General features: G+C 42.8%; 25 protein-coding genes and 1 tRNA gene. 24 read left to right on the top strand and 2 right to left on the bottom strand.

The genetic code is table 11. From position 1 onward, the window contains the following. Positions 1-85: 85 nt before the first annotated feature. The 15 genes from ASC42_RS10710 (at position 86) to ASC42_RS10640 (ending at position 12,876) form a co-directional block, all read left to right on the top strand. Entirely contained in the window at positions 86-1,264 is a 1,179-nt protein-coding gene (locus tag ASC42_RS10710) for an ATP phosphoribosyltransferase regulatory subunit (protein ID WP_055441749.1), read from the top strand. After that, positions 1,264-1,905, top strand: a complete 642-nt coding sequence (gene hisG / locus ASC42_RS10705; protein ID WP_055441748.1) for an ATP phosphoribosyltransferase — start codon at positions 1,264-1,266, stop codon at positions 1,903-1,905. The genes ASC42_RS10710 and hisG overlap by 1 nt, the downstream gene beginning before the upstream one ends. Beyond that, positions 1,895-3,172 (top strand): histidinol dehydrogenase, encoded by a 1,278-nt coding sequence (gene hisD / locus ASC42_RS10700; RefSeq protein ID WP_055441747.1) that lies wholly within the window; start codon positions 1,895-1,897, stop codon positions 3,170-3,172. The genes hisG and hisD overlap by 11 nt, the downstream gene beginning before the upstream one ends. Then, a complete protein-coding gene (gene hisB, locus ASC42_RS10695; RefSeq protein WP_055441746.1) occupies positions 3,169-3,756 on the top strand; it encodes an imidazoleglycerol-phosphate dehydratase HisB in 588 nt (195 codons plus the stop codon). The genes hisD and hisB overlap by 4 nt, the downstream gene beginning before the upstream one ends. Then, positions 3,757-4,389: an imidazole glycerol phosphate synthase subunit HisH gene (gene hisH / locus ASC42_RS10690; protein WP_055441745.1), complete on the top strand. Its 633-nt coding sequence runs from the start codon at positions 3,757-3,759 to the stop codon at positions 4,387-4,389. It abuts the gene before it with no gap. Further along, positions 4,389-5,117 (top strand): 1-(5-phosphoribosyl)-5-[(5-phosphoribosylamino)methylideneamino]imidazole-4-carboxamide isomerase, encoded by a 729-nt coding sequence (gene hisA, locus ASC42_RS10685; protein WP_055441744.1) that lies wholly within the window; start codon positions 4,389-4,391, stop codon positions 5,115-5,117. The genes hisH and hisA overlap by 1 nt, the downstream gene beginning before the upstream one ends. Next, the gene (gene hisF / locus ASC42_RS10680; RefSeq protein WP_055441743.1) at positions 5,114-5,872 is read left to right on the top strand and encodes an imidazole glycerol phosphate synthase subunit HisF; all 759 of its coding nucleotides are present in this window, start codon (positions 5,114-5,116) and stop codon (positions 5,870-5,872) included. The genes hisA and hisF overlap by 4 nt, the downstream gene beginning before the upstream one ends. Next, complete coding sequence (hisIE, locus tag ASC42_RS10675; protein ID WP_055441742.1) at positions 5,869-6,492, top strand: bifunctional phosphoribosyl-AMP cyclohydrolase/phosphoribosyl-ATP diphosphatase HisIE; 624 nt, start codon at positions 5,869-5,871, stop codon at positions 6,490-6,492. Before hisF ends, hisIE begins: the two co-directional genes overlap by 4 nt. A gap of 83 nt (positions 6,493-6,575) precedes the next feature. After that, positions 6,576-8,024: a tetratricopeptide repeat protein gene (locus tag ASC42_RS10670; protein WP_055441741.1), complete on the top strand. Its 1,449-nt coding sequence runs from the start codon at positions 6,576-6,578 to the stop codon at positions 8,022-8,024. 95 nt (positions 8,025-8,119) lie between these two features. Then, complete coding sequence (gene trxB / locus ASC42_RS10665; RefSeq protein WP_055441740.1) at positions 8,120-9,067, top strand: thioredoxin-disulfide reductase; 948 nt, start codon at positions 8,120-8,122, stop codon at positions 9,065-9,067. Between the two features lie 231 nt (positions 9,068-9,298). Then, the gene (locus ASC42_RS10660) at positions 9,299-9,757 is read left to right on the top strand and encodes an NUDIX hydrolase (protein ID WP_032101178.1); all 459 of its coding nucleotides are present in this window, start codon (positions 9,299-9,301) and stop codon (positions 9,755-9,757) included. A 17-nt stretch (positions 9,758-9,774) separates the two neighbouring features. Beyond that, entirely contained in the window at positions 9,775-10,665 is an 891-nt protein-coding gene (gene rapZ, locus ASC42_RS10655; RefSeq protein ID WP_055441739.1) for an RNase adapter RapZ, read from the top strand. Further along, the gene (locus ASC42_RS10650; protein WP_055441738.1) at positions 10,662-11,627 is read left to right on the top strand and encodes a gluconeogenesis factor YvcK family protein; all 966 of its coding nucleotides are present in this window, start codon (positions 10,662-10,664) and stop codon (positions 11,625-11,627) included. Before rapZ ends, ASC42_RS10650 begins: the two co-directional genes overlap by 4 nt. Positions 11,628-11,639: 12 nt before the next feature. Then, positions 11,640-12,602 (top strand): DNA-binding protein WhiA, encoded by a 963-nt coding sequence (gene whiA / locus ASC42_RS10645; RefSeq protein WP_055441737.1) that lies wholly within the window; start codon positions 11,640-11,642, stop codon positions 12,600-12,602. A gap of 19 nt (positions 12,603-12,621) precedes the next feature. Continuing rightward, a complete protein-coding gene (locus ASC42_RS10640; RefSeq protein ID WP_032101174.1) occupies positions 12,622-12,876 on the top strand; it encodes an HPr family phosphocarrier protein in 255 nt (84 codons plus the stop codon). 27 nt (positions 12,877-12,903) lie between these two features. Here ASC42_RS10640 and clpP read toward each other — a convergent pair whose 3' ends face one another. Beyond that, on the bottom strand, positions 12,904-13,494 hold the full coding sequence (clpP, locus tag ASC42_RS10635) for an ATP-dependent Clp endopeptidase proteolytic subunit ClpP (RefSeq protein ID WP_004892507.1): 591 nt from the start codon (positions 13,492-13,494) through the stop codon (positions 12,904-12,906). Positions 13,495-13,706: 212 nt separating this feature from the next. Here clpP and ASC42_RS10630 point away from each other — a divergent pair. The 9 genes from ASC42_RS10630 (at position 13,707) to eno (ending at position 22,666) form a co-directional block, all read left to right on the top strand. Then, positions 13,707-13,778, top strand: a tRNA-Arg gene (locus tag ASC42_RS10630). A 225-nt stretch (positions 13,779-14,003) separates the two neighbouring features. After that, a complete protein-coding gene (gene rpoN / locus ASC42_RS10625) occupies positions 14,004-15,284 on the top strand; it encodes an RNA polymerase factor sigma-54 (protein WP_055441736.1) in 1,281 nt (426 codons plus the stop codon). Positions 15,285-15,296: 12 nt separating this feature from the next. Next, positions 15,297-15,521, top strand: coding sequence for a glutaredoxin family protein (locus ASC42_RS10620; RefSeq protein WP_055441735.1), 225 nt, complete (start codon positions 15,297-15,299; stop codon positions 15,519-15,521). 144 nt (positions 15,522-15,665) lie between these two features. Then, the gene (locus ASC42_RS10615; RefSeq protein WP_055441734.1) at positions 15,666-16,697 is read left to right on the top strand and encodes a sugar-binding transcriptional regulator; all 1,032 of its coding nucleotides are present in this window, start codon (positions 15,666-15,668) and stop codon (positions 16,695-16,697) included. 36 nt (positions 16,698-16,733) lie between these two features. Then, the gene (gene gap / locus ASC42_RS10610) at positions 16,734-17,741 is read left to right on the top strand and encodes a type I glyceraldehyde-3-phosphate dehydrogenase (protein ID WP_032101170.1); all 1,008 of its coding nucleotides are present in this window, start codon (positions 16,734-16,736) and stop codon (positions 17,739-17,741) included. Positions 17,742-17,857: 116 nt separating this feature from the next. Beyond that, on the top strand, positions 17,858-19,042 hold the full coding sequence (locus ASC42_RS10605; protein ID WP_055441733.1) for a phosphoglycerate kinase: 1,185 nt from the start codon (positions 17,858-17,860) through the stop codon (positions 19,040-19,042). Between the two features lie 17 nt (positions 19,043-19,059). Beyond that, a complete protein-coding gene (gene tpiA, locus ASC42_RS10600) occupies positions 19,060-19,815 on the top strand; it encodes a triose-phosphate isomerase (RefSeq protein WP_055441732.1) in 756 nt (251 codons plus the stop codon). Next, a complete protein-coding gene (gene gpmI / locus ASC42_RS10595; RefSeq protein ID WP_055441731.1) occupies positions 19,812-21,347 on the top strand; it encodes a 2,3-bisphosphoglycerate-independent phosphoglycerate mutase in 1,536 nt (511 codons plus the stop codon). Before tpiA ends, gpmI begins: the two co-directional genes overlap by 4 nt. A 23-nt stretch (positions 21,348-21,370) precedes the next feature. Then, positions 21,371-22,666 carry a phosphopyruvate hydratase gene (gene eno, locus ASC42_RS10590; RefSeq protein WP_006322698.1) on the top strand — a complete coding sequence of 432 codons (1,296 nt, stop codon included), beginning with the start codon at positions 21,371-21,373 and terminating at the stop codon, positions 22,664-22,666. A 560-nt stretch (positions 22,667-23,226) separates the two neighbouring features. On the opposite strand, the gene ASC42_RS14375 is transcribed toward eno, so the two are convergent. Beyond that, positions 23,227-23,352 carry a hypothetical protein gene (locus ASC42_RS14375; RefSeq protein WP_268915863.1) on the bottom strand — a complete coding sequence of 42 codons (126 nt, stop codon included), beginning with the start codon at positions 23,350-23,352 and terminating at the stop codon, positions 23,227-23,229. Positions 23,353-23,610 lie beyond the last annotated feature (258 nt).

The raw sequence follows: 23,610 nt of genomic DNA, 5'->3' as shown, positions 1-23,610 counted from the left end.
CGAAAAACGAGGAGTAAACTACAAATAACAAACTTTACTTTGCTAATATATTAGCGAACTAAAGTAAAAGAAGGACGGGAAGAAAATGAGAGTATTTATGTTTGAAAAACCGCTCGGCATGCGAGATACGTTGCCAGATGTATATAAAACAAAACGTGCATTACGGGAAGCAATGATGAAAGAAATTGAAACGTGGGGATATTCGTTTATTGAAACACCGACGTTAGAATATGATGAAACGGTTGGCGCTGCATCGGCAATTTTAGATCAGCAGTTGTTTAAGTTGCTCGATCGGGAAGGGCATACGCTCGTGTTGCGTCCAGATATGACTGCTCCCATTGCTCGCCTAGCAGCATCGAAATTATATAAGGAAGGGTGTCCACTCCGTTTAGCGTATGCGGCGAATGTGTTTCGGGCTCAGCAACGTGAAGGAGGAAGACCGGCAGAGTTTGAGCAAGTGGGAGTGGAATACATTGGCGACGGCACGATGTATGCTGATGCAGAAGTAATCAGTTTAATGATTTTTGCTTTAAAGCGGGCAGGGTTGCGCGATTTCACTGTGACGATCGGTCATATCGGCTATGTGGATGCATTGTTTTTCGATATTTTGCGTCACGAACAACGTGTAGAAACGTTGCGTCGTTTTTTATATGAAAAAAATTATGTCGGCTATCGAGAGCACGTCAAATCGTTGCCACTCTCCTCGATTGATCGTGATCGCCTTTTACGTATCTTAACATTAAGAGGGGGAGAGGAAGTCGTCGCAGAAGCAAAAGCATTTGCCACAACAGAAGCGGAGCGACGGGCAGTTGATGAATTAGAACTATTATGGGCGCATATTGACCAATATGGCGTTACGGATATGGTGAAATTAGACATGAGTTTAGTGAGTCATATGAGCTACTATACTGGCGTCCTGTTTGAAGTGTATGCGAAAAACGTTGGGTTTTTACTTGGGAACGGCGGGCGATATGATGAATTACTAGCAAAATTTCACCGCCCCTCGCCTGCGACAGGGTTTAGCGTCCGTTTAGATCGCTTAATGGAAGCGCTTGGCGAAGGGCGAAACGATGAAAAAACGACGTGCATGATTTTTAGTCAAGAACGTTTTGCGGAGGCGTATGCGAAAGCAGCGGAAATGAGGCGAAAAGGAGAAAAAGTTGTATTGCAACAAGTGGCAGGTATTCAAGATATGGATCAATTTACTGCATCATTTGACGATGTAGTGTACGTATTAGGGAAACGCGGAAAGGATGAACGATGATGCTAACGGTTGCGATGCCCAAAGGACGTATTTTTACGGAGGCGCTTGCATTGTTAAAACAAGCAGGTTATGAAATTCCTGATGATTTGGAACATTCCCGAAAACTAATGATTGACGTCCCGAATGAACAGCTCCGCTTTATTTTAGCGAAGCCAATGGACGTTGTGACATATGTTGAACATGGAGTTGCTGATGTCGGCATTGCTGGGAAAGATGTGCTCCTTGAAGAAGAGAGAGATGTGTATGAAATGTTAGATTTGCGCATTAGCCCTTGTTATTTGGCGGTGGCAGGGCTCCCGAATACGCGCGTTCACCCGATTGCGCCAAGAGTCGCAACAAAATATCCAAATATTGCATCGACCTATTTTCGCGAGCAAGGGGAACAAGTAGAAATTATTAAATTAAACGGGTCTGTTGAATTAGCTCCGCTCATTGGCTTAGCTGAACGAATTGTTGATATTGTTTCGACAGGGCGAACGTTAAAAGAAAATGGGCTTGTTGAATTAGAACGAATTGTTGATGTAACATCGCGTTTTATTGTCAATCCAGTGAGTTATCGCATGCAAGATCGGGCGATTGAACAAATGGTTGACCGTTTAACATACGCGATTGAGAAAGCGGGGGAATGCAATGAAAATTGAGCGTGTAGAAGGGACAGTTTCGCTTCGACGGACGATCGAAAGCGGCACAGAAGAGCAAAGACGAGCAGTACAACAAATTATTGATGATGTGCGAAACAACGGAGATCGCGCATTAAAAAAATATACGGAGATGTTTGATGGCATTTCCTTTGATACGTTTGCTGTTACACAAGAAGAAATTGAAGAAGCATATTGGCTCATTAATGAAGAGATGGTTCATATCATTCGTGAAGCGGCACAAAATATTCGAGAATATCATGAACGTCAACGAATGACATCGTGGTTTATGACGCGTGACGATGGAACGATTCTTGGGCAAAAAGTAACACCGCTTGATGCAGTCGGGTTATATGTGCCGGGCGGAACGGCTGCTTATCCATCATCGGTGCTTATGAATGTCATTCCCGCGCAAGTGGCTGGAGTGAAACGTATTGTCATTGTTTCCCCGCCAAATGAACGTGGAACGTTGCCTGCGGCTGTTCTTGTTGCGGCATGTGAACTCGGTGTTCAAGAGATATATAAAGTTGGCGGCGCCCAAGCGATTGCAGCACTAGCATACGGTACGGAGACGATCGAGCCAGTCGATAAAATTTTTGGGCCTGGAAACATTTACGTCGCACTTGCTAAAAGGGAAGTGTTCGGTCAAGTCGACATTGATATGATTGCGGGGCCGAGTGAAATTGTCGTGCTCGCTGATGAAACAGCAAAGCCGAACGAAATTGCAGCCGATTTATTATCGCAAGCAGAACATGATGAACGATCGGTTAGTATATTGGTGACACCGTCTTTACAGCTTGCTTTAAAAGTAGAGGAAGAGGTGGAAAAACAGCTTGCTACCCTTCCGCGAAAAGAAATTGCCCAAAAAGCGATGAATGAATATGGCGTCATTTATGTGACCGATACGATGAAACAAGCGATTGACGTCGTGAATGAATTAGCACCCGAACATTTAGAAGTGATGACGGCCGAGCCGTTTGAAATATTAAGTGACATTCGACATGCGGGCGCAATCTTTTTAGGTTCGTACAGTTCTGAACCTGTAGGAGATTATTTTGCGGGGACGAATCATGTGTTGCCGACAAATGGGACGGCTCGTTTTTCGTCAGGACTAACAGTTGAGGCATTTATGAAAAAGTCAAGCATCGTTTTTTATAGCGAGCAAGCATGGCGGCAACATGCGGCAAAAATTGCGGCGTTTGCACGATTAGAAGGGCTTGAAGCACATGCACGAGCAGTAGAGGAACGATTGAAAAGGGGAGACAAATAATGCGGACAGCGACCATTCAACGAGCGACAAATGAAACACAAATTGAGCTTACGTTTGCGGTGGATGGAGAAGGAAAAGCGGAGTTAGAAACAGGTGTGCCGTTTTTAACACATATGCTTGATTTATTTACAAAGCATGGCCATTTTAATTTATTTGTTCATGCAAAGGGAGACACACATATTGACGATCATCATACGACAGAAGATATTGGTATTTGTTTAGGGCAAGCGATTCGCCAAGCACTCGGTGATAAAAAAGGAATTAGACGATACGGAAATGCGTTCGTTCCGATGGACGATGCGCTTGCGCAAGTCGTTATTGATGTGAGCAATCGTCCGCATCTTGAGTTTCGTGGGGAGTTTCCAAGTCAAAAAGTCGGGGCGTTTGACGTCGAGCTCGTGCATGAATTTTTATGGAAACTAGCATTAGAAGCGCGAATGAACGTACATGTCATCGTTCATTATGGACGTAATACACATCATATGATTGAGGCGGTATTTAAAGCACTTGCACGCGCGCTAGATGAGGCAACGATGATTGATCCACGCGTCAAATCTGTACCGTCCACGAAAGGAATGTTGTAAATGATCGGCATTATTGATTATGGCATGGGCAATTTATATAGCGTCAGCAAAGCACTAGAGCGACTAAATGTACCGTACATCGTTGAAAGCGATCAAGACAAATTGCGCCAAGCAGATGGCTTCATTTTACCAGGCGTTGGCTCATTTAAAGATGCGATGCATATTTTAACGGAAACGAAGCTGGACTCTTTCATTCACGAACAAGTCGCAATAGGAAAACCGCTTCTTGGTATTTGTTTAGGCATGCAATTGTTGTTTGAAGAAAGCGAAGAAAATGGTTTGACGTCTGGATTGCAGTTACTCCCAGGTCGCGTCGTTCGCTTTGCGGGGATGACAAAAGAAGGGAAGCGATATAAAGTGCCGCATATGGGATGGAACGAACTTGTTTTCCATCAGCCATCTCCGCTTTTTGATCACGTTGAGCGAGGACATGTATATTTCGTGCACTCGTATTATGTGCAAGCGGATGACCCAACTGTTGTGTTAGCAAGTGCCCAATATGATGTAGAAGTTCCTGCTGTCGTTGGACGTGGAACGATATTTGGTACACAATTTCACCCGGAGAAAAGCGGGAAACTTGGGATGCGTCTATTGCAAAATTATGCGAGGGTTGTAGAAAGGGAGAGGGACTAATGTTTACGATTTATCCAGCGATCGACATGCGCGATGGGAAATGTGTTCGCCTCGTCCAAGGGGATTACAATCAAGAAACGGTATATGGACATTCGCCAGTAGAAATGGCTCGCTCGTTTGTTTCACAAGGAGCAACATGGATCCATATGGTCGATTTAGATGGGGCGAAAGAAGGAAGACGTGTGAATGACGCGTTTGTCGTTGAAGTGGCACAAACGCTTGCGGTGAACGTTCAAATTGGCGGCGGCATTCGTACAGAAGAAGATGTGGCGTATTATTTAGAACAAGGTGTGGCACGCGTCATTTTAGGGAGTGCTGCGATTTCGAATCCTTCATTTGTGAAAGCGATGCTTCGCACGTACGGTGAGCGCATTGTTATCGGTATTGATGCAAAAAACGGGTTTGTTGCAACGGAAGGTTGGACGCATACGTCGACGATCGAAGCCGTTGAGCTCGGCAAACAGCTCGCGGACGCTGGAGCAGAAACATTTATATTTACAGATATTGCGACAGATGGGATGTTATCAGGACCAAATATCGAGGCAGTCGTTCGGTTAGCCAAAGCGACGAATAAACGTGTTATCGCCTCAGGGGGGATTCGTTCGCTCGATGATTTACGTGCCTTAAAGCAATTCGAAAACGAAGGAGTGGCTGGAGCGATTGTCGGTAAAGCGCTATATACAGGGAAGTTTACAGTTGCTGAGGCGTTAAAGGCGGTGGAACAATGATCACAAAGCGAATTATTCCTTGTTTAGACGTGAAAGATGGACGCGTTGTCAAAGGTGTGCAATTTGTTTCGTTGCGCGATGCGGGTGATCCGGTAGAGCTTGCTCGCGTGTACGATGAACAAGGAGCTGACGAACTTGTTTTTTTAGATATTTCTGCGTCACACGAAGGTCGAAAAACGATGGTGGATGTCGTTCAGCGTGTTGCTGCGCAGCTTGCCATTCCGTTTACTGTCGGCGGTGGCATTAGTACGTTAGAAGATATGAAAACGATTTTGCGTGCTGGAGCGGACAAGGTGTCGGTCAATACTGCGGCACTATTGCGGCCGGAGTTGATTACAGAAGGAGCGAATTTTTTTGGTTCGCAATGTATCGTCGTGGCAATTGATGCGAAGTACGATCCAACGATGCAGTCGTGGCGCGTGTATACGCACGGTGGCCGCCGTCCGACAGATTGGGAAGTTGTCGCGTGGGCGAAAGAGGTTGTCAAGCGCGGAGCAGGAGAAATTTTACTAACGAGTATGGATCGCGATGGTGGAAAAGACGGTTTTGATTTGGCATTAACGAAACAAGTGAGTGAAGCAGTGTCTGTTCCTGTCATTGCATCAGGAGGGGCAGGATGCGCGCAACATTTTGTTGATGTGTTTCAAGTCGCTCAAGCGGATGCGGCGTTGGCGGCCTCTATTTTTCATTATAAAGAGACGTCTGTCCAACAAGTGAAACAGTACGTGCGTAAACAGGGGGTAAATGTTCGATGAATGTAAAAGCGGTACGATTTAATGAACAAGGACTTGTTCCAGCGATTGTCCAAGATGCGCACAGTAAAGAAGTGCTGACGTTAGCATATATGAACGAGCAGTCGCTACAAAAAACGTTACAAACGAAAGAAACGTGGTTTTATAGTCGCTCCCGTCAAACGTTATGGCATAAAGGGGAAACATCAGGAAACGTGCAAAAAGTTGTTGATATTCGCTACGACTGCGATGCGGACGCACTCCTGATCCTTGTTGAACCAAAAGGGCCAGCTTGTCATACAGGGGAGTATTCTTGTTTTCATCATCGTTTAAGCGATGAAAAACCTATAGCGAAGCCAAATCGCTTTGCCATTTTAAACGTGTTAGAGTCGGTCATTGCGGAGCGTGAGGCAAAACGTCCTGAAGGATCGTATACGACATATTTATTTGATAAAGGAATTGATAAAATCGCTAAAAAAGTTGGGGAAGAAGCAGCTGAAGTCATTATTGCCGCTAAAAATCGCTCAAAAGAAGAACTGCGATGGGAAGCGGCGGATTTATTGTATCATTTGCTCGTTTTGTTGCGTGAACAGCGCGTGTCGCTTGATGATGTTCTTTCCGTATTAGCTGAGCGTCATCGGTAACGCTTTTTTACCCATCCATGTTGTTCTGAAGCGAAAATGTGGTATACTTTCTTTCGGTGAAAGAAATCAACATGGAGGGTTCGATGGAAAAACATTTGCAAAAACGTGTCGGAAAAGTCATCCCGTTTATTCAAGACGGTACGTACTTTTTTAATAAAGGTGTCACATGTTATCGCCGCCGCGATTTGCGTAAAGCGAAAGCATATTTGCAACGTGCGGTGCAACTCGAGCCAGAACAAAGTACATTTGCTTGCCAACTGGCGATTGTATTGTCAGAATTGGGGGAATATGCGCAATCGAACGAATGGCTATTGCGCATTATTGAACATAATGATGATTTAACGGAATGTTTTTATTTTTTGGCTAACAATTATGCCCATTTAGGATTGTTTGGCGAGGCGACGAAATATGCGGAACAGTATATGGAGCGCGAGCCGGATGGGGAGTTTGCCGATTATACGCTCGATCTATTAGACATTTTAACAATTGAGCAAGACGATGATGAGTGGCTGAATTACGATGATATGTTAATGAAGCAAGAACAAGCTCGTGCGTTGCTTGAAAAAGGTGAGTTTCAAGAAGCGATTACTTTGTTTGAAGAAATGATCGAACAACATCCAGAGCATTGGGCAGCTTACAATAATTTAGCACTAGCTTATTTTTATCAAGGAAACGTCGGGAAAGCGAGACAAACGATCGAATACATTTTGAAGCAAAATCCAGGCAATTTGCATGCTCTTTGCAACGATGCGGTGTTCTCGTATTATTTACAAGAACAAGAGCGGTTATTTTCACTTACTCAGTCGTTACAGCGCGTATATCCGATTTCATTTGAACATCGGTATAAGCTTGGGGTGACATTTGCAATTGTCGGGCGCTACGATTTAGCGTTCCAATGGTTGCGGCAATTACAACGCCGTGGTTTCGAAGGGGATGCCCCATTTTATTATTGGTACGCATATGCGGCATATCATGTGGGATATCGCATGTTGGCGGAGTCGATGTGGAACAAATTCATTGCGCTTCATCCAGATAAAAAAGGGAGCGAACCGTGGCGTTATCGGGAACAGACGATCGAACACATTCAGTCGTTATTTGCAAAACAAGATGTCGCTTCTTCCTTATATGCTTTATATTTAATCAGCAAATCGTTTATGACAAATGATTGTCCGTTTCCAAAACAGTCATGGTCTCATCCACTTCTACAGCAATGGAACGACTACGTATATGGCCATGACCAACAAGTGCCGACATATATTGTCGATGCCCATCGTATTGTGACGTTGCTTATTCAACATAATGGGTTTGAATATGAGCCGTTATACATTGCTTGGTTTTCTTTTTTTGTCGAGGCGATGAAGGGGATCGATTCATTTTCTAATCATCAAGCGTGGGCGGCGGCATTTGAATATATGTTTCGCAGACAGCGCGGTCAACGTGTGACACAGCGCATGCTTGCGGAGCGTTACGGTTTATCTGTTGCGACGGTTGGAAAGTATGTAAAAATCATCAAACAACAGTGGCACGAATGAGCAAGTTAATGGACGCCTTTTCTTTTGTTGTATTACGATAGAAATATGGAAACGATAAAATGGAGAGCTATGTATAAAGAAAGGGTGGAAGAAACGTGTCACAAGAAAAAATTTATGACGTCATTATTATTGGCGCAGGACCTGCAGGAATGACAGCAGCAGTATATACTTCTCGGGCGAATTTATCAACGCTTATGATCGAGCGCGGTGTTCCTGGTGGTCAAATGGCAAACACAGAGGAAGTGGAAAACTACCCAGGTTATGACCATATTCTTGGACCAGAACTGGCGACGAAAATGTTTGAACATGCGAAAAAATTTGGTGCTGAATATGCATATGGTGATGTAAAAGAAGTAATTGATGGAGAGGAATATAAAACAGTCGTAACAAGTAATCAACAATATAAAGCTCGTGCCATTATTATTGCGACAGGAGCGGAGTATAAAAAGCTTGGCGTTCCTGGTGAAAAAGAATTAGGGGGACGCGGTGTTTCATATTGTGCGGTATGTGACGGAGCGTTTTTTAAAGGGAAAGAACTTGTCGTTGTAGGCGGTGGAGATTCTGCAGTTGAAGAAGGTGTATATTTAACGCGTTTTGCAAGTAAAGTGACGATCGTTCACCGTCGCGACCAGTTGCGTGCGCAAAAAATTTTACAGCAACGAGCGTTTGCGAACGAGAAAATTGATTTTATTTGGAATCATACAGTCAAGCAAATTAACGAGAAAGATGGCCGTGTTGGCAGTGTGACACTCGTTCATACACAAACAGGGGAAGAGCGTGAATTCCCATGTGATGGCGTGTTCATTTACATCGGAATGGTACCGTTAACAAAGCCGTTTGCTTCACTTGGCATTACGAATGAAAATGGCTACATTGAAACGAATGAACTAATGGAAACAAAAGTACCGGGCATTTTTGCTGCGGGGGATGTTCGTGAAAAGTCGCTTCGTCAAATTGTTACAGCAACAGGTGATGGTAGTATTGCGGCGCAAAGCGCACAACATTACGTGGAAGAACTAAAGGAAAAGCTTAACATTCAGTAACGAAAACGTAATGTTGCTTTAATTGAACTGTAACACGCTTGAAATAATAAAAGAGTATGATAAAAGTAAGTAATTGACCCCCTTTTTATATACACTTGTTGGCACGGGCTTTCGTCCCGTGCTTTCTTTTTTGCTCATGGTCATGAAAACGTTTCAAAATTTATACTTTGTGACCTTTTGTAAGAAATAGTATAATGGAAAAAACATATTCATTATTGAGGTGAACGGACGTTGCAACGAGTGACGAACTGTGTATTAGTAAAAGACGGACACGTTCTTTTGTTAAAAAAACCTCGGCGCGGTTGGTGGGTAGCGCCCGGTGGGAAGATGGAACAAGGAGAATCGATACGTGAAGCTTGTGTGCGAGAATATCGTGAAGAAACAGGCGTTTATTTGAAAAAACCTCAATTAAAAGGGGTATTTACGTTTGTAATGAAACGAGGGGAAGAAGTCGTTTCCGAATGGATGATGTTTACGTTTTTTGCGGAACATTTTGACGGCGAAAACGTATTACAATGTGAAGAAGGGGAGCTCGCTTGGCATCCAATTGAACAGATTCCAACGTTGCCGATGGCGCCAGGCGATTATCATATTATTGATTATGTCATTAAGGGAACAGGAATCATGTATGGCACGTTTACGTATACGGAGGAATTTGAGTTGTTGTCTTACCGGCTTGATCCGAGTTAAAGAAAGGAGAAAGGGCGATGAGCACAGGTTCAGCACATGTTCAAATGGTTATTATTACAGGGATGTCGGGGGCAGGAAAAACGGTCGCCATTCAAAGCTTTGAAGATTTAGGTTATTTTTGTGTCGACAATTTACCGCCAACGTTGTTACCGAAGTTTCTTGAATTAATTCGGGAATCAGGCAATAAAATGAATAAAATTGCACTCGTCATGGATTTACGGAGCCGTGACTTTTTTGACCGTCTTTTTGCCGCACTTGATGATTTGGCAGAAACGTCATGGGTAACCCCACAAATTTTATTTTTAGATGCAAATGATGCTACGCTTGTGAGTCGTTATAAAGAAACGCGTCGTTCACATCCCCTTGCGCCTAGCGGATTGCCACTTGAAGGGATAAAGCTTGAGCGCCAGTTACTTGAAGAATTAAAAGGGCGTGCTCAAATGATTATTGATACGTCCAACTTAAAGCCGCGTGAACTGCGTGAAAAAATTGTGCAAACATTTGCGACACCTGCAACGACAACTTTTTCTGTCAATGTCGTTTCATTCGGTTTTAAATACGGTCTGCCGATTGATGCGGATCTCGTTTTTGATGTTCGTTTTTTACCAAACCCACATTATATCGAGCATATGCGTCCGAAAACGGGGCTAGATGAGGAAGTATCATCTTACGTTTTGAAGTGGACGGAAACGCAAAAATTTATTGAAAAAGTAACAGATTTGCTTTCGTTTATGCTTCCACATTATAAACGGGAAGGAAAAAGCCAAGTTGTTATTGCCATTGGATGCACAGGTGGACAGCATCGTTCCGTTACGTTAGCAGAGTATATTGGACGCCATTTTGCTGACGAGTATACCACACACGTATCACATCGAGATATTGCAAAAAGAAAGGATATACATCGATGAAAAAAATTGTTGTTATCGGTGGGGGGACGGGTCTTCCTGTATTGCTTCGGGGACTCAAACAATACGACGTCGATTTAACAGCGATTGTTACTGTTGCAGATGACGGTGGAAGTTCGGGAAGGTTGCGCGATGAACTTGATATGCCCCCACCTGGAGATATTCGTAATGTGCTTGCTGCTCTTTCTGACGTAGAACCGCTTATTATCGAATTGTTTCAACATCGGTTCGAAAACGGAAATGGGTTGTCAGGTCATTCGCTTGGGAATTTAATTTTAGCAGCGATGACGTCAATTACTGGCGATTTTGTGCATGCGGTTCGCGAAATGGGAAAAGTGTTGAATGTGCGTGGAAAAGTGTTGCCGGCAGCCAATGAAAGCGTTGTGTTGCATGCGGAAATGGAAGATGGGACAATTGTATCAGGTGAGTCAAAAATTCCGTATTCGGGGAAAAAAATTAAACGTGTATTTTTAACCCCGCAAAATATAGAACCGCTTGAAGAAACGGTTACAGAATTACGGACGGCAGACTTAATTGTTATTGGACCCGGCAGTTTATACACGAGCATTTTACCGAACTTACTCGTTCCTAAAATTGGCGAAGAGGTATGTAAATCGAAGGCGAAAAAAGTATATATATGCAACGTCATGACCCAAGCAGGGGAAACGTTAAACTATACGGCGAGCGATCATGTACAAGCGCTTTATGATCATATGGCGTGTGCATTTTTAGATGCCGTCATTGTTAATGATGCCCCGATTTTGCCAGAAACAAAAGAGCGATATGCGAAAGAATTTGCCGCACCGGTCGTTTGTGATATACGAGAGTTAGAAGCGCTCGGTTTACAAGTCATTTGTGATGCGCTCATTGATGAACGAGATGGAACGGTGCGTCATGATACGAAAAAAATAGCGGCGTTGCTCGTTTCGCTTCTTGCACCTCCTTCGCACGACACACATGTATAGGAGGTGGAATCGTTGTCGTTTGCATCAGAAACAAAGAAGGAATTAACGGGTATCGAAGTGAAGTCTTGTTGTTTAAAAGCAGAGTTATCTGCTTTAATTCGAATGAACGGTTCCATTTCATTTTCAAACCGACGTTTATTGTTAAATATTCAAACAGAAAATGCTGCAATCGCAAGGCGTATTTATACGTTATTGAAAAAAGGATATAACGTAGCAGTCGAGTTACTTGTGCGTAAAAAGATGCGCTTAAAGAAAAACAATGTATATATCGTACGTGTTGTCGAAGGAACATCTGAATTGTTATCGGATTTAAAAATTATGGAAGAAGGATTTTCGTTTGTCCATTCCATTTCACCGGGGCTTGTTCAAAAAAAATGTTGCAAGCGTTCGTATTTGCGCGGGGCTTTTTTGGCAGGGGGATCTATCAACAATCCAGAAACATCGTCTTATCATTTAGAAATCTTCTCTCTATATCGTGAACATAACGAATCGCTTTGTGAACTGATGAACACGGCTTTTTATTTACATGCGCGCACGTTAGAAAGAAAAAAAGGGTTTATTACGTATTTAAAAGAAGCAGAGAAAATTGCTGAGTTTTTAAGCATTATCGGAGCGCATCAAGCGCTACTCCGCTTTGAAGATGTGCGCATCGTGCGGGATATGCGCAACTCCGTGAATCGGCTTGTTAATTGCGAAACGGCGAACTTAAACAAAACAATTGGAGCAGCTTTACGCCAAGTGGAAAATATTCGTTATATTGATGAGACGATTGGACTTGATCAACTCCCGGAAAAACTTCGTGAAATTGCAAAATTGCGCATTGAATATCAAGATGTGACGCTAAAAGAGCTCGGAGAAATGGTTTCTGGCGGGAAAATTAGCAAATCTGGCATTAACCATCGTCTGCGCAAATTAGATGAAATTGCTGAACGACTTCGTGCCGGTCAGCCTATTGATTTTCATAAATCTTTATAAACTATGGGAGGAATGCATGATGGTAGAAAAGCAAGTGGAAGTACGGTTAAAAACAGGATTGCAAGCGCGTCCAGCTGCGTTGTTTGTTCAAGAAGCAAACCGCTTTTCAGCTGATATTTATATTGAAAAAGACGGTAAAAAAGTGAATGCAAAAAGTATTATGGGTTTAATGAGTTTAGCCATTCATACAGGGGCAGTAATCACGATTTATGCTGACGGTCCAGATGAGCAGGAAGCGCTAAACAAGCTCGTGAAATACGTTGAACAAGAATAAAACAAGGCGGTCGCACCGCCTTGTTTTTTATTTTTCATCGACGCGCGTTAATACGCGGTCAATTAAACCGTATTCTTTTGCTTTTTCTGCTGTCATAAAGTTATCGCGATCTGTATCGCGCTCGATCACTTCGATCGGTTGCCCTGTATTTTCAGATAAGATGCGGTTTAATTTGTCGCGCAAGAATAAAATACGTTTCGCTGCAATTTCAATTTCTGTTGCTTGACCTTGCACACCACCGAGCGGTTGGTGAATCATGATCTCACTATTTGGCAATGCGAAACGTTTTCCTTTAGCGCCAGCTGCAAGTAAAAATGCTCCCATAGAAGCTGCCATACCGATACAAATCGTTGATACGTCTGGCTTAATAAATTGCATTGTATCGTAAATCGCCATGCCTGCTGTAATCGAACCACCAGGGCTGTTAATGTAAAGGGAAATGTCTTTTTCAGGATCTTCGGCTGCTAAAAATAAAAGCTGAGATACGATTGAGTTTGCTACATGATCGTCAATTGGACTTCCTAAAATAATAATGCGGTCTTTTAATAAGCGAGAGTAAATGTCATATGCGCGTTCTCCACGGCTCGTTTGTTCAATGACTGTAGGAATTAAGTTCATGCTCTTCCTCCTCCGATAGATCGTTTTTTATGTACTTTTATCATACAAAAAAGGTCAATAAAGGTCAAATGAAATACCTTTTATTTATATGTATTCGCTTTTTTTCTTCTGCATCCCTTCTTTCATCGTTTCCGCTTTTTGAAATTTTAAACGTCACTGCTATTGCATTTTTTTTTCTTCTTCACTATAATGGTAAGTGCATTTATCATTATGCCCTCGTAGTGTAGTGGATAGCACGAGAGATTCCGGTTCTCTTAGCGTGGGTTCGAATCCTGCCGAGGGCGTCAGTCACCCCCTGCTTGCATAACAAGCAGGGTTTTTTACATAAAAAATAAAGTCCGGTGAGCCACACCGGACGAATAGATGAATTTTGCGAGGCTTGCTCGCTTGTTCTATAAGAATGATAACATGCCATCGGTGCATATGCATAGTAGAAAAAACATCCAATATGTTTTTATCGTCTCTCCTTTAAAGAGATGATAAAATGAGGATGAAGGGAGATGGCATGAATGGAGATGCAATTAACGCAAAGGCAAGAGCTAAAAGTTGCGTTGACAAAAGAGCTTGTACAGGCGATTGAATTGTTGCAATATTCGACGCTAGAGCTACAATCGCTTTTACATGAGCAGGCGCTTGAAAATCCATTTATCGAGCTACGCGAACGAAAACGAACGGTTAATAAGCGACGAGAACGAACGGATCAGAAACATTATATCGAAAATGTAAGCGCTTTTAATCGTTCACTCGCTTCTCATCTGCATGCCCAACTTGTCGGAATGTATATATGTGACAAAGAGAGAAGAGCACTTGATTATTTAATTGCGTCACTTGATGAATATGGTTATTTGCATACAACAATTGCAGAGGCGGCTTGCCATCTTCAAATAGAAGAAACGATTGTGTCGCGGGCACTTCATATGTTACGTTCACTTGATCCTGCGGGGGTAGGAGCGGAAAATTTGCCGCATTGTCTATATTTACAACTCATTCGTCTTCCTCAAAGGGATGAGCTAGCAGAGACGATTGTGACGGAGTATTTTGAGCCATTTGTTCATAAAAAATGGAAAGAAATGAAAGCAAAACTAGGTGTGGAGTTAGCAGATTTACAGCGAGTGTGGGAGCTTATTCGTACGCTTCATCCACGCCCAGGAAGTTTGTATAACGATGAACAAATGACGTACATTGTGCCCGATGTCATCGTGTCATATAGTAATGGGGCATGGAGTGTAACGATCAATGAAGACATCATTCCAACAATCGTATGGAATGAATCGTACGAACGAAAAGTACAGACGGATGATCCGCGTGTTCAAAAATATATTGAAGAAAAAAGACAACAGTTTCTTTGGATTCAACGTTGTTTAACTCAGCGAGCCACGACGATTGAGCAAATTGCATGTGAGCTCGTTTATCGACAACGCGATTATTTTGAGAAAGGTTCGCTCCATATGAAGCCACTTACGATGCGCGAAGTTGCAACGGCACTAAACATTCATGAATCGACCGTCAGTCGTGCGGTGAAAAATAAATATATGCAAACGCCCCACGGTTTAATTGACATGCGCCGCTTTTTTACAAGTGGTGTAGATGAACATGCGTCCCAAGAAAAAGTAAAACGTTTAATTGCGGAATTAATTAAGCAAGAAAATGGGCAAAAACCTCTCTCTGATCAAAACATTGCCGACTTACTCCAGCAACGCTACAATATTTGTGTAGCGCGGCGAACGGTTGCGAAATATCGTGAACAACTTCATATTCCGCCAGCTTCGAAACGAAAGCAATATGCATAAAGGGGACAAAACATGAAAGTCGTCGTATATTCGAAACAAAACTGTTGTCTTTGTGATGAGGCGAAAGCGATTCTTCGAGAGTTACAAGTGGAATGGGAAGAAGTCGATATTTACAAAGACGAACAATTGCTTGAGCAGTATCATCTCATCATTCCGGTCATTGAAGTCGATGGAGAGATGATTGCATATGGCCGCATTCACAAAGATGTCATAAGAAAGCGATTACAACAAAAATGAAGCAGTTGAACAATGTTTCACTTCCTGTTACAATGAAGTTGTAGCAGGGGTGAATTTTTTTGAACCAAGTGGGACACAATATGACATAGCGGGACTTAAATAGTCCAGATAGAGAAAAAAGTGAGCAAAAAGGAAGAATAAGTCATGCGACAATGGATTGATGTTCAACGAAAATTGTTGCCTGATCTTCTCGCCATTATGCAAAAACGATACGAAATTTTGCAACATATCCGCTTAATGCAACCGATCGGGCGCCGAACATTATCAATAAACTTGGGTATTAGCGAGCGCGTTTTGCGGTCGGAAGTGCAGTTTTTAAAAGAACAAAACTTAGTTGATATTACATCTGCAGGCATGAGCGTAACGTCGGAAGGAAATGATGTGCTCATGCAACTTGAAGACATGATGCGAGAAGTGTTAGGGCTAAAAGAGTTGGAAAGAAAAATAAAAAAGAAACTTCCTGTCGAAGATGTCATTGTCGTTGCTGGTGATAGCGATCAGTCTCCTTGGGTGAAAAGAGAGATGGGAAGAGCTTGTGTCTCACGTATAAAGCACTCACTAAAAGGAAATGACATTGTAGCAGTAACTGGTGGAACAACCCTTGCTGCGGTTGCTGAAATGATGACACCTGATGTCAAATACCGCGATGTACTATTTGTTCCAGCGCGCGGTGGGCTTGGAGAAGATGTAACAAATCAAGCAAACACGATTTGTGCGCGCATGGCTGAAAAAGCAATGGGACATTATCGTTTGCTACATGTTCCTGATCAATTAAGTGCTGAAACGTATCAATCAATCATTGAAGAACCGGCTATTAAAGAAGTGCTTGAATTAATTAAGTCATCAACAATCGTCATTCATGGTATAGGTGACGCGAAAACAATGGCGGAGCGAAGGAAAACCCCTCCAGAAGAAATGACAAAAATTGAGCAAAATAAAGCGGTGGCGGAGGCGTTTGGATATTACTTTAATCAAGATGGAGAAGTTGTTCATAAAGTAAATACAGTTGGTATTCAACTTGAAGATGTACGCCACGTTCCTTGTGTCATTGCAGTCGCAGGAGGAGCTTCGAAAGCAAAAGCAATTCAAGCGTATATGAAACAGGCAAATCGGTGCATCTTAATTACAGATGAAGGTGCAGCAAAACAGTTAGTACGGGATGATTCATCCCTCTAAAATATATCCCTACAATTCCAAAGGAGGACAAAAACGATGGCAGTAAAAATTGGTATTAACGGTTTTGGTCGTATTGGCCGTAACGTATTTCGCGCAGCATTAAAAAATCCTGAAATTGAAGTGGTTGCAGTTAACGACTTAACAGATGCAAAAACGTTAGCACACCTTTTGAAATATGACTCTGTTCACGGCACGTTAGATGCAGAAGTGACAGTAAACGGCAATAACATCGTTGTCAACGGCAAAGAAATTATCGTAAAAGCAGAGCGCGACCCAGCAAACTTAGGATGGGGCGAGCTTGGTGTCGACATCGTTGTTGAATCAACAGGACGCTTCACAAAACGCGAAGACGCAGCGAAACATTTAGAAGCAGGTGCGAAGAAAGTGATCATTTCTGCACCAGCAACAAATGAAGACATTACAATCGTCATGGGTGTAAACCAAGACAAATATGATCCAGCAAACCATCATGTCATTTCAAATGCATCTTGTACAACAAACTGCTTAGCGCCATTTGCGAAAGTATTACATGAAAAATTCGGTATCATCCGTGGTATGATGACAACTGTTCACGCGTATACAAACGACCAACAAATTCTTGACTTACCACACAAAGATTTACGTCGTGCACGCGCAGCAGCAGAATCCATCATCCCAACATCAACAGGTGCAGCAAAAGCGGTAGCGCTTGTTCTTCCTGAATTAAAAGGAAAATTAAATGGTATGGCGATGCGCGTACCAACACCAAACGTATCTGTTGTTGACCTTGTTGCTGAACTTGAAAAAGAAGTAACTGTTGAAGAGGTAAACGCAGCGTTAAAAGCAGCGGCAGAAGGTGAATTAAAAGGCATTCTTGCTTACAGCGAAGAGCCACTTGTTTCTCGTGACTACAACGGTTCAACAGCTTCTTCGACAATCGATGCGCTTTCAACAATGGTCATGGAAGGTCGCATGGTGAAAGTTCTTTCTTGGTACGACAACGAAACAGGATATTCTCATCGTGTTGTTGACCTTGCTGCATACATTGCATCAAAAGGCTTATAATTTTTTGGATTGTTTGCCCAAAACGGTTTATAATGAATAGTTGGACATACCGAGAAGGGGAGCGGGGATCATCCCCACTCCCTTTCTATGTATCACACGAATAAGGAGGCCTTTCCATGAACAAAAAAACCGTCCGTGACATTGATGTGAAAGGAAAACGTGTATTTTGTCGCGTCGATTTCAACGTGCCAATGCAAAACGGTGTCGTCACTGACGATACGCGTATTCGCGCCGCGCTCCCAACGATTCAATATTTAATGGAGCAAGGAGCAAAAGTCATTTTAGCGAGCCATCTTGGTCGTCCGAAAGGAAAAGTCGTTGAAGAGATGCGCTTAAATGCTGTGGCAGAACGTCTGAGCGAACTGCTCGGCAAACGTGTCGTGAAAACAGATGAAGCGTATGGCGATGCGGTGAAAGCTGCGATTGCCGAAATGAATGAAGGCGATGTGTTGTTGCTTGAAAACGTACGCTTCTATCCTGGCGAAGAGAAAAACGATCCAGAATTAGCAAAAGCATTTGCGGAACTGGCAGATGTATATGTAAACGACGCGTTTGGTGCAGCACATCGTGCCCATGCATCGACAGAAGGCATTGCTCACCATTTGCCTGCGGTAGCTGGATTTTTAATGGAAAAAGAAATTGAAGTGTTAGGAAAGGCGCTATCTAATCCAGATCGTCCGTTTACGGCAATCATTGGTGGGGCGAAAGTAAAAGATAAAATTGGCGTCATCGAAAACTTACTAGATAAAGTTGACAATTTAATTATCGGTGGCGGATTAGCGTACACATTCGTGAAAGCGCTCGGTCATGAAATTGGAAAATCGTTATTAGAAGAAGATAAAATTGAATTAGCGAAATCGTTCATGGAAAAAGCGAAAGAAAAAGGCGTGAACTTCTACATGCCTGTGGATACAGTTGTAGCTGACGATTTTTCAAATGACGCGAATAAAAAAGTAGTGAACATCGACGAAATTCCAAGCGACTGGGAAGGGCTTGACATCGGTCCGAAAACACGCGAATTGTATCGCAACGTCATTTTGAAATCGAAACTTGTTATTTGGAACGGTCCAATGGGTGTATTCGAAATGGACGCGTTCGCTGAAGGAACAAAAGCTGTCGCACAAGCGCTTGCTGACGCGAAAGATACGTATACAGTCATCGGCGGCGGTGATTCAGCAGCAGCAGTTGAAAAATTTGGACTTGCAGACAAAATGGATCACATTTCAACAGGTGGCGGGGCGTCGCTTGAATTTATGGAAGGTAAACAACTTCCAGGTGTCGTAGCTTTAAATGATAAGTAAGAAAGGAGCTAAAAGCGATGCGGAAGCCGATTATTGCAGGAAACTGGAAAATGCATAAAACGTTAAACGAAGCGCTTCAATTTGTGGAAGAAGTAAAACATGCCGTTCCTTCAAACGAGCAAGTGGACACGGTCGTATGTGCCCCAGCGTTATTTTTAGCCCATTTAGTTGAGGCAACAAAGGGAACAAATGTGAAAATTGGTGCGCAAAACATGCATTTTGAAGAGCAAGGTGCTTTTACAGGGGAAATTAGTCCTGTTGCGTTAAAAGATCTCGGAGTTGAGTATGTCATCATCGGGCACTCCGAACGCCGTGAAATGTTTGCTGAAACAGATGCAACAGTCAACAAAAAAGTAGTTGCTGCGTTTAAACATGGACTTGTACCGATTGTTTGTTGCGGAGAGACGTTAGCAGAGCGCGAAAGCAACCGCACAAACGAAGTCGTTGGTGCACAAGTTGAAAAAGCGCTTGAAGGCTTAACAGAAGAACAAGTAAAGCAAGTCGTCATCGCCTATGAGCCAATTTGGGCGATTGGAACAGGAAAATCGTCCACAGCAGACGATGCAAACAACGTATGCGGCTACATTCGCCAAGTCATTGCGAACAAATTTTCACAAGAAGCGGCTAATGCGGTACGCATTCAATACGGTGGTAGCGTAAAACCGGAAAATATCGGTTCATTTTTAGCGGAAGAACATATTGACGGTGCCCTCGTTGGCGGTGCAAGCTTACAACCACAATCGTTTTTACAACTCGTGGAGGCAGGAAAATGAGCAAAAAACCAGTAGCACTAATTATTTTAGACGGCTTTGCTCTTCGTGAAGAAACGTTCGGTAACGCAGTTGCACAAGCGAAAAAGCCAAACTTCGATCGGTATTGGAACGAATATCCGCATGCGACATTGACAGCTTGCGGCGAAGCAGTAGGCTTACCGGAAGGACAAATGGGGAACTCAGAAGTCGGCCATTTAAATATCGGGGCTGGACGCATTGTGTATCAAAGTTTAACGCGCGTCAATATCGCTATTCGCGAAGGTGAGTTTGAGCGCAATGAGACGTTTTTAGCAGCGATGGACCATGTGAAAAAACACGGAACAAATTTACACATCTTTGGTCTTCTTTCGGACGGTGGCGTGCATAGCCATATTAATCATTTGTTTGCCCTCTTGAAGCTCGCTGCAAAAGAAGGCGTAAAAAACGTGTATATTCACGGCTTTTTAGACGGACGTGACGTCGGTCCCCAAACAGCGAAAACGTACATTCAACAGTTAAATGAACAAATCGCACAAATCGGTGTCGGTGAAATCGCGACATTATCGGGTCGTTATTACTCGATGGACCGCGATAAACGTTGGGAGCGTGTCGAAAAAGCATATCGTGCGATGGTATACGGCGAAGGTCCATCATACCGTGATCCGCTTGCGTGCATCGATGATTCATACGCAAACGGTATTTACGATGAGTTCGTCTTGCCGTCTGTGATCGTCCGTGAAGACGGAACGCCAGTCGCAACGATTCAAGATAATGATGCAGTCATTTTCTACAATTTCCGTCCTGACCGTGCGATTCAAATTTCAAACACGTTTACGAATGACGATTTCCGTTCATTCGATCGTGGACCGAAACATCCGAAAAACTTATTTTTCGTATGCTTAACGCACTTTAGTGAAACAGTAAAAGGGTACGTGGCATTTAAGCCGACGAACCTTGATAATACGCTCGGTGAAGTATTGTCACAAAACGGGTTAAAACAATTGCGCATTGCCGAAACAGAAAAATATCCGCACGTTACATTCTTTATGAGCGGCGGACGTGAAGAAAAGTTCCCGGGCGAAGAGCGTATTTTAATTGACTCGCCAAAAGTAGCAACATACGACTTAAAGCCAGAAATGAGCGCATACGAAGTGACAGAAGCGCTATTAAAAGAAATTGAAGCAGACAAATTCGATGCGATTATTTTAAACTACGCAAACCCTGACATGGTCGGTCATTCAGGAATGCTCGAGCCAACGATTAAAGCGGTCGAAGCGGTCGATGAATGTTTAGGGAAAGTCGTGGACGCGATTATTGCCAAAGGCGGTATTGCGATTATTACTGCAGACCATGGCAACGCCGACGAAGTCACGAATCCAGACGGAAGCCCAAATACGGCGCACACGACGAATCCAGTGCCGGTAATTGTCACGAAAAAAGGCATTACGCTTCGACAAGATGGTATTTTAGGCGATTTAGCGCCGACGATGCTTGATTTACTAGGACTGCAACAACCAAAAGAAATGACAGGAAAAACATTAATTCAAAACTAACATTGTAAAAGGAGAGATGGATGATGCCAACAATTATCGACATTTATGCTCGTGAAGTATTAGACTCTCGCGGCAATCCGACAGTAGAGGTAGAAGTATACACAGAATCAGGTGCATTCGGACGTGCCCTTGTACCGAGTGGAGCGTCAACAGGTGAGTATGAAGCGGTTGAATTGCGTGATGGCGACAAAGGTCGCTACCTTGGTAAAGGTGTATTACAAGCAGTGAAAAACGTAAACGAAGTCATCGCGCCAGCATTAATTGGTAGCTACGATGTGACAGAGCAAGTTGCTATCGACCGTGCATTAATTGCGTTAGACGGTACAGAAAATAAAGGAAAATTAGGTGCAAACGCAATTTTAGGCGTTTCAATGGCTGTTGCACGCGCAGCTGCTGACTATTTAGGCGTTCCTCTATATCAATATTTAGGCGGATTTAATGCAAAAACGTTGCCTGTTCCAATGATGAACATTTTAAACGGCGGTGCGCATGCGGATAACAACGTCGATATTCAAGAATTTATGATTATGCCAGTTGGCGCACCGAACTTCCGTGAAGCGCTTCGCATGGGAGCAGAAATTTTCCATAGCTTAAAATCAGTATTAAAAGCAAAAGGTTACAACACAGCAGTTGGTGATGAAGGCGGATTTGCGCCAAACTTAAAATCAAACGAAGAAGCGCTCGAAACAATTATCGAAGCGATTGAAAAAGCTGGCTACAAACCAGGCACAGAAGTGATGCTTGCGATGGACGTGGCATCTTCTGAGCTGTACAACAAAGAGACAGGCAAATACCATTTAGAAGGCGAAGGCGTTGTGAAAACGTCAGAAGAAATGGTTGCTTGGTATGAAGAACTTGTCAACAAATATCCGATCATTTCGATCGAAGACGGCTTAGATGAGAACGACTGGGCTGGTCATAAGTTATTAACAGAGCGCCTTGGCAAAAAAGTGCAACTCGTCGGTGACGACTTATTCGTAACAAATACGAAAAAATTAGCGCAAGGTATTGAGCAAGGTGTCGGCAACTCGATCTTAATTAAAGTCAACCAAATCGGTACGTTAACCGAAACATTCGAAGCAATCGAAATGGCGAAACGCGCAGGCTATACAGCAGTAATTTCTCACCGTTCTGGTGAAACAGAAGATAGCACAATCGCCGATATCGCCGTCGCAACAAACGCAGGCCAAATTAAAACAGGTGCGCCATCACGCACAGACCGCGTCGCAAAATACAACCAATTGCTTCGCATTGAAGACCAATTAGGCGAAACAGCAGTGTACGATGGAGTAAAAACGTTCTACAACTTGAAGAAGTAAAAACGCAAACAAGGATGCCTCATGTGGGCATCCTTTATTTCTAGTTTTGGATTATTGTAGTACAATCACGATAAATATGAGAAAAAGTAGCACATCAATAATCCAATCGAGAGAATATGTTTTTAAAAAATCTTTTGCGGTACTTTTTATGATTAATAATAAAATACTAATGATTAACCCTATGATAACGCCTGTCATGGTAGTAAATATAATTTTTGCTTTACTCATTTTGGTATCCCTCTGTTGAATTTATATATGGTTTTATCAAATAAGGATATCTTAGAATCAGGATTAATTTTGTTTTTGTATTTTGTTGAAATTTCAGACTAGACAAATGAGTGTTTCTCATGGTCAACAAGTTAAGAAAGCAGGTACACAGTCCTAGCTTCTGAAAGTAGTGAAGCCTTGAGTCGGGTAGTTCCAAGGCTTCACTGAAAGACATGAAGCTGTTTTTGATAACACCAGTGGAAGCTTGATTTGCTTCGTAACGAGCTTCAATGGAATCGGGTACATGTCTCCTGTGTTAATGAATTTACCCATTTATGATGTCTAAAGTATAGTTATTTCTGTTTTAATGCTCTAAATACAAGAATACCAACTAAAACCGATAATGGCACAGTTACCGAAACAATTGTTATAGGTAACCAGTCAGTTATAAAAGATGAATAAGTTGTCGTTTCAGCCATAGATACCCCCGCCTTTAATAGGATAACTGTCAAAAGCTTTAAAGACAGTCTCTAAATTTCTGTTGATTTTCTGCTGTTCTAAACAAAAAAGCTTGCCTCCCCCGCTGTTTTTGATGCGATTAAGGTAATTACATATCATTCAAACAAAACAAAGAAGTGACAAGCCTCCGAGTGTACTACATGAACGAGAGGTTAAGATGTGAATTTAGATGTACATAGTACCCTAGGCACCTTAAATCCTTTCACCTAATGTTGGTG

This window comes from Anoxybacillus suryakundensis, from assembly GCF_001418025.1.
Taxonomy (GTDB): Bacteria; Bacillota; Bacilli; order Bacillales; family Anoxybacillaceae; genus Anoxybacillus; species Anoxybacillus tengchongensis.
Note: the sequence above shows the minus strand (reverse complement) of the source record. Positions and strands in the feature narration are given on the sequence as shown.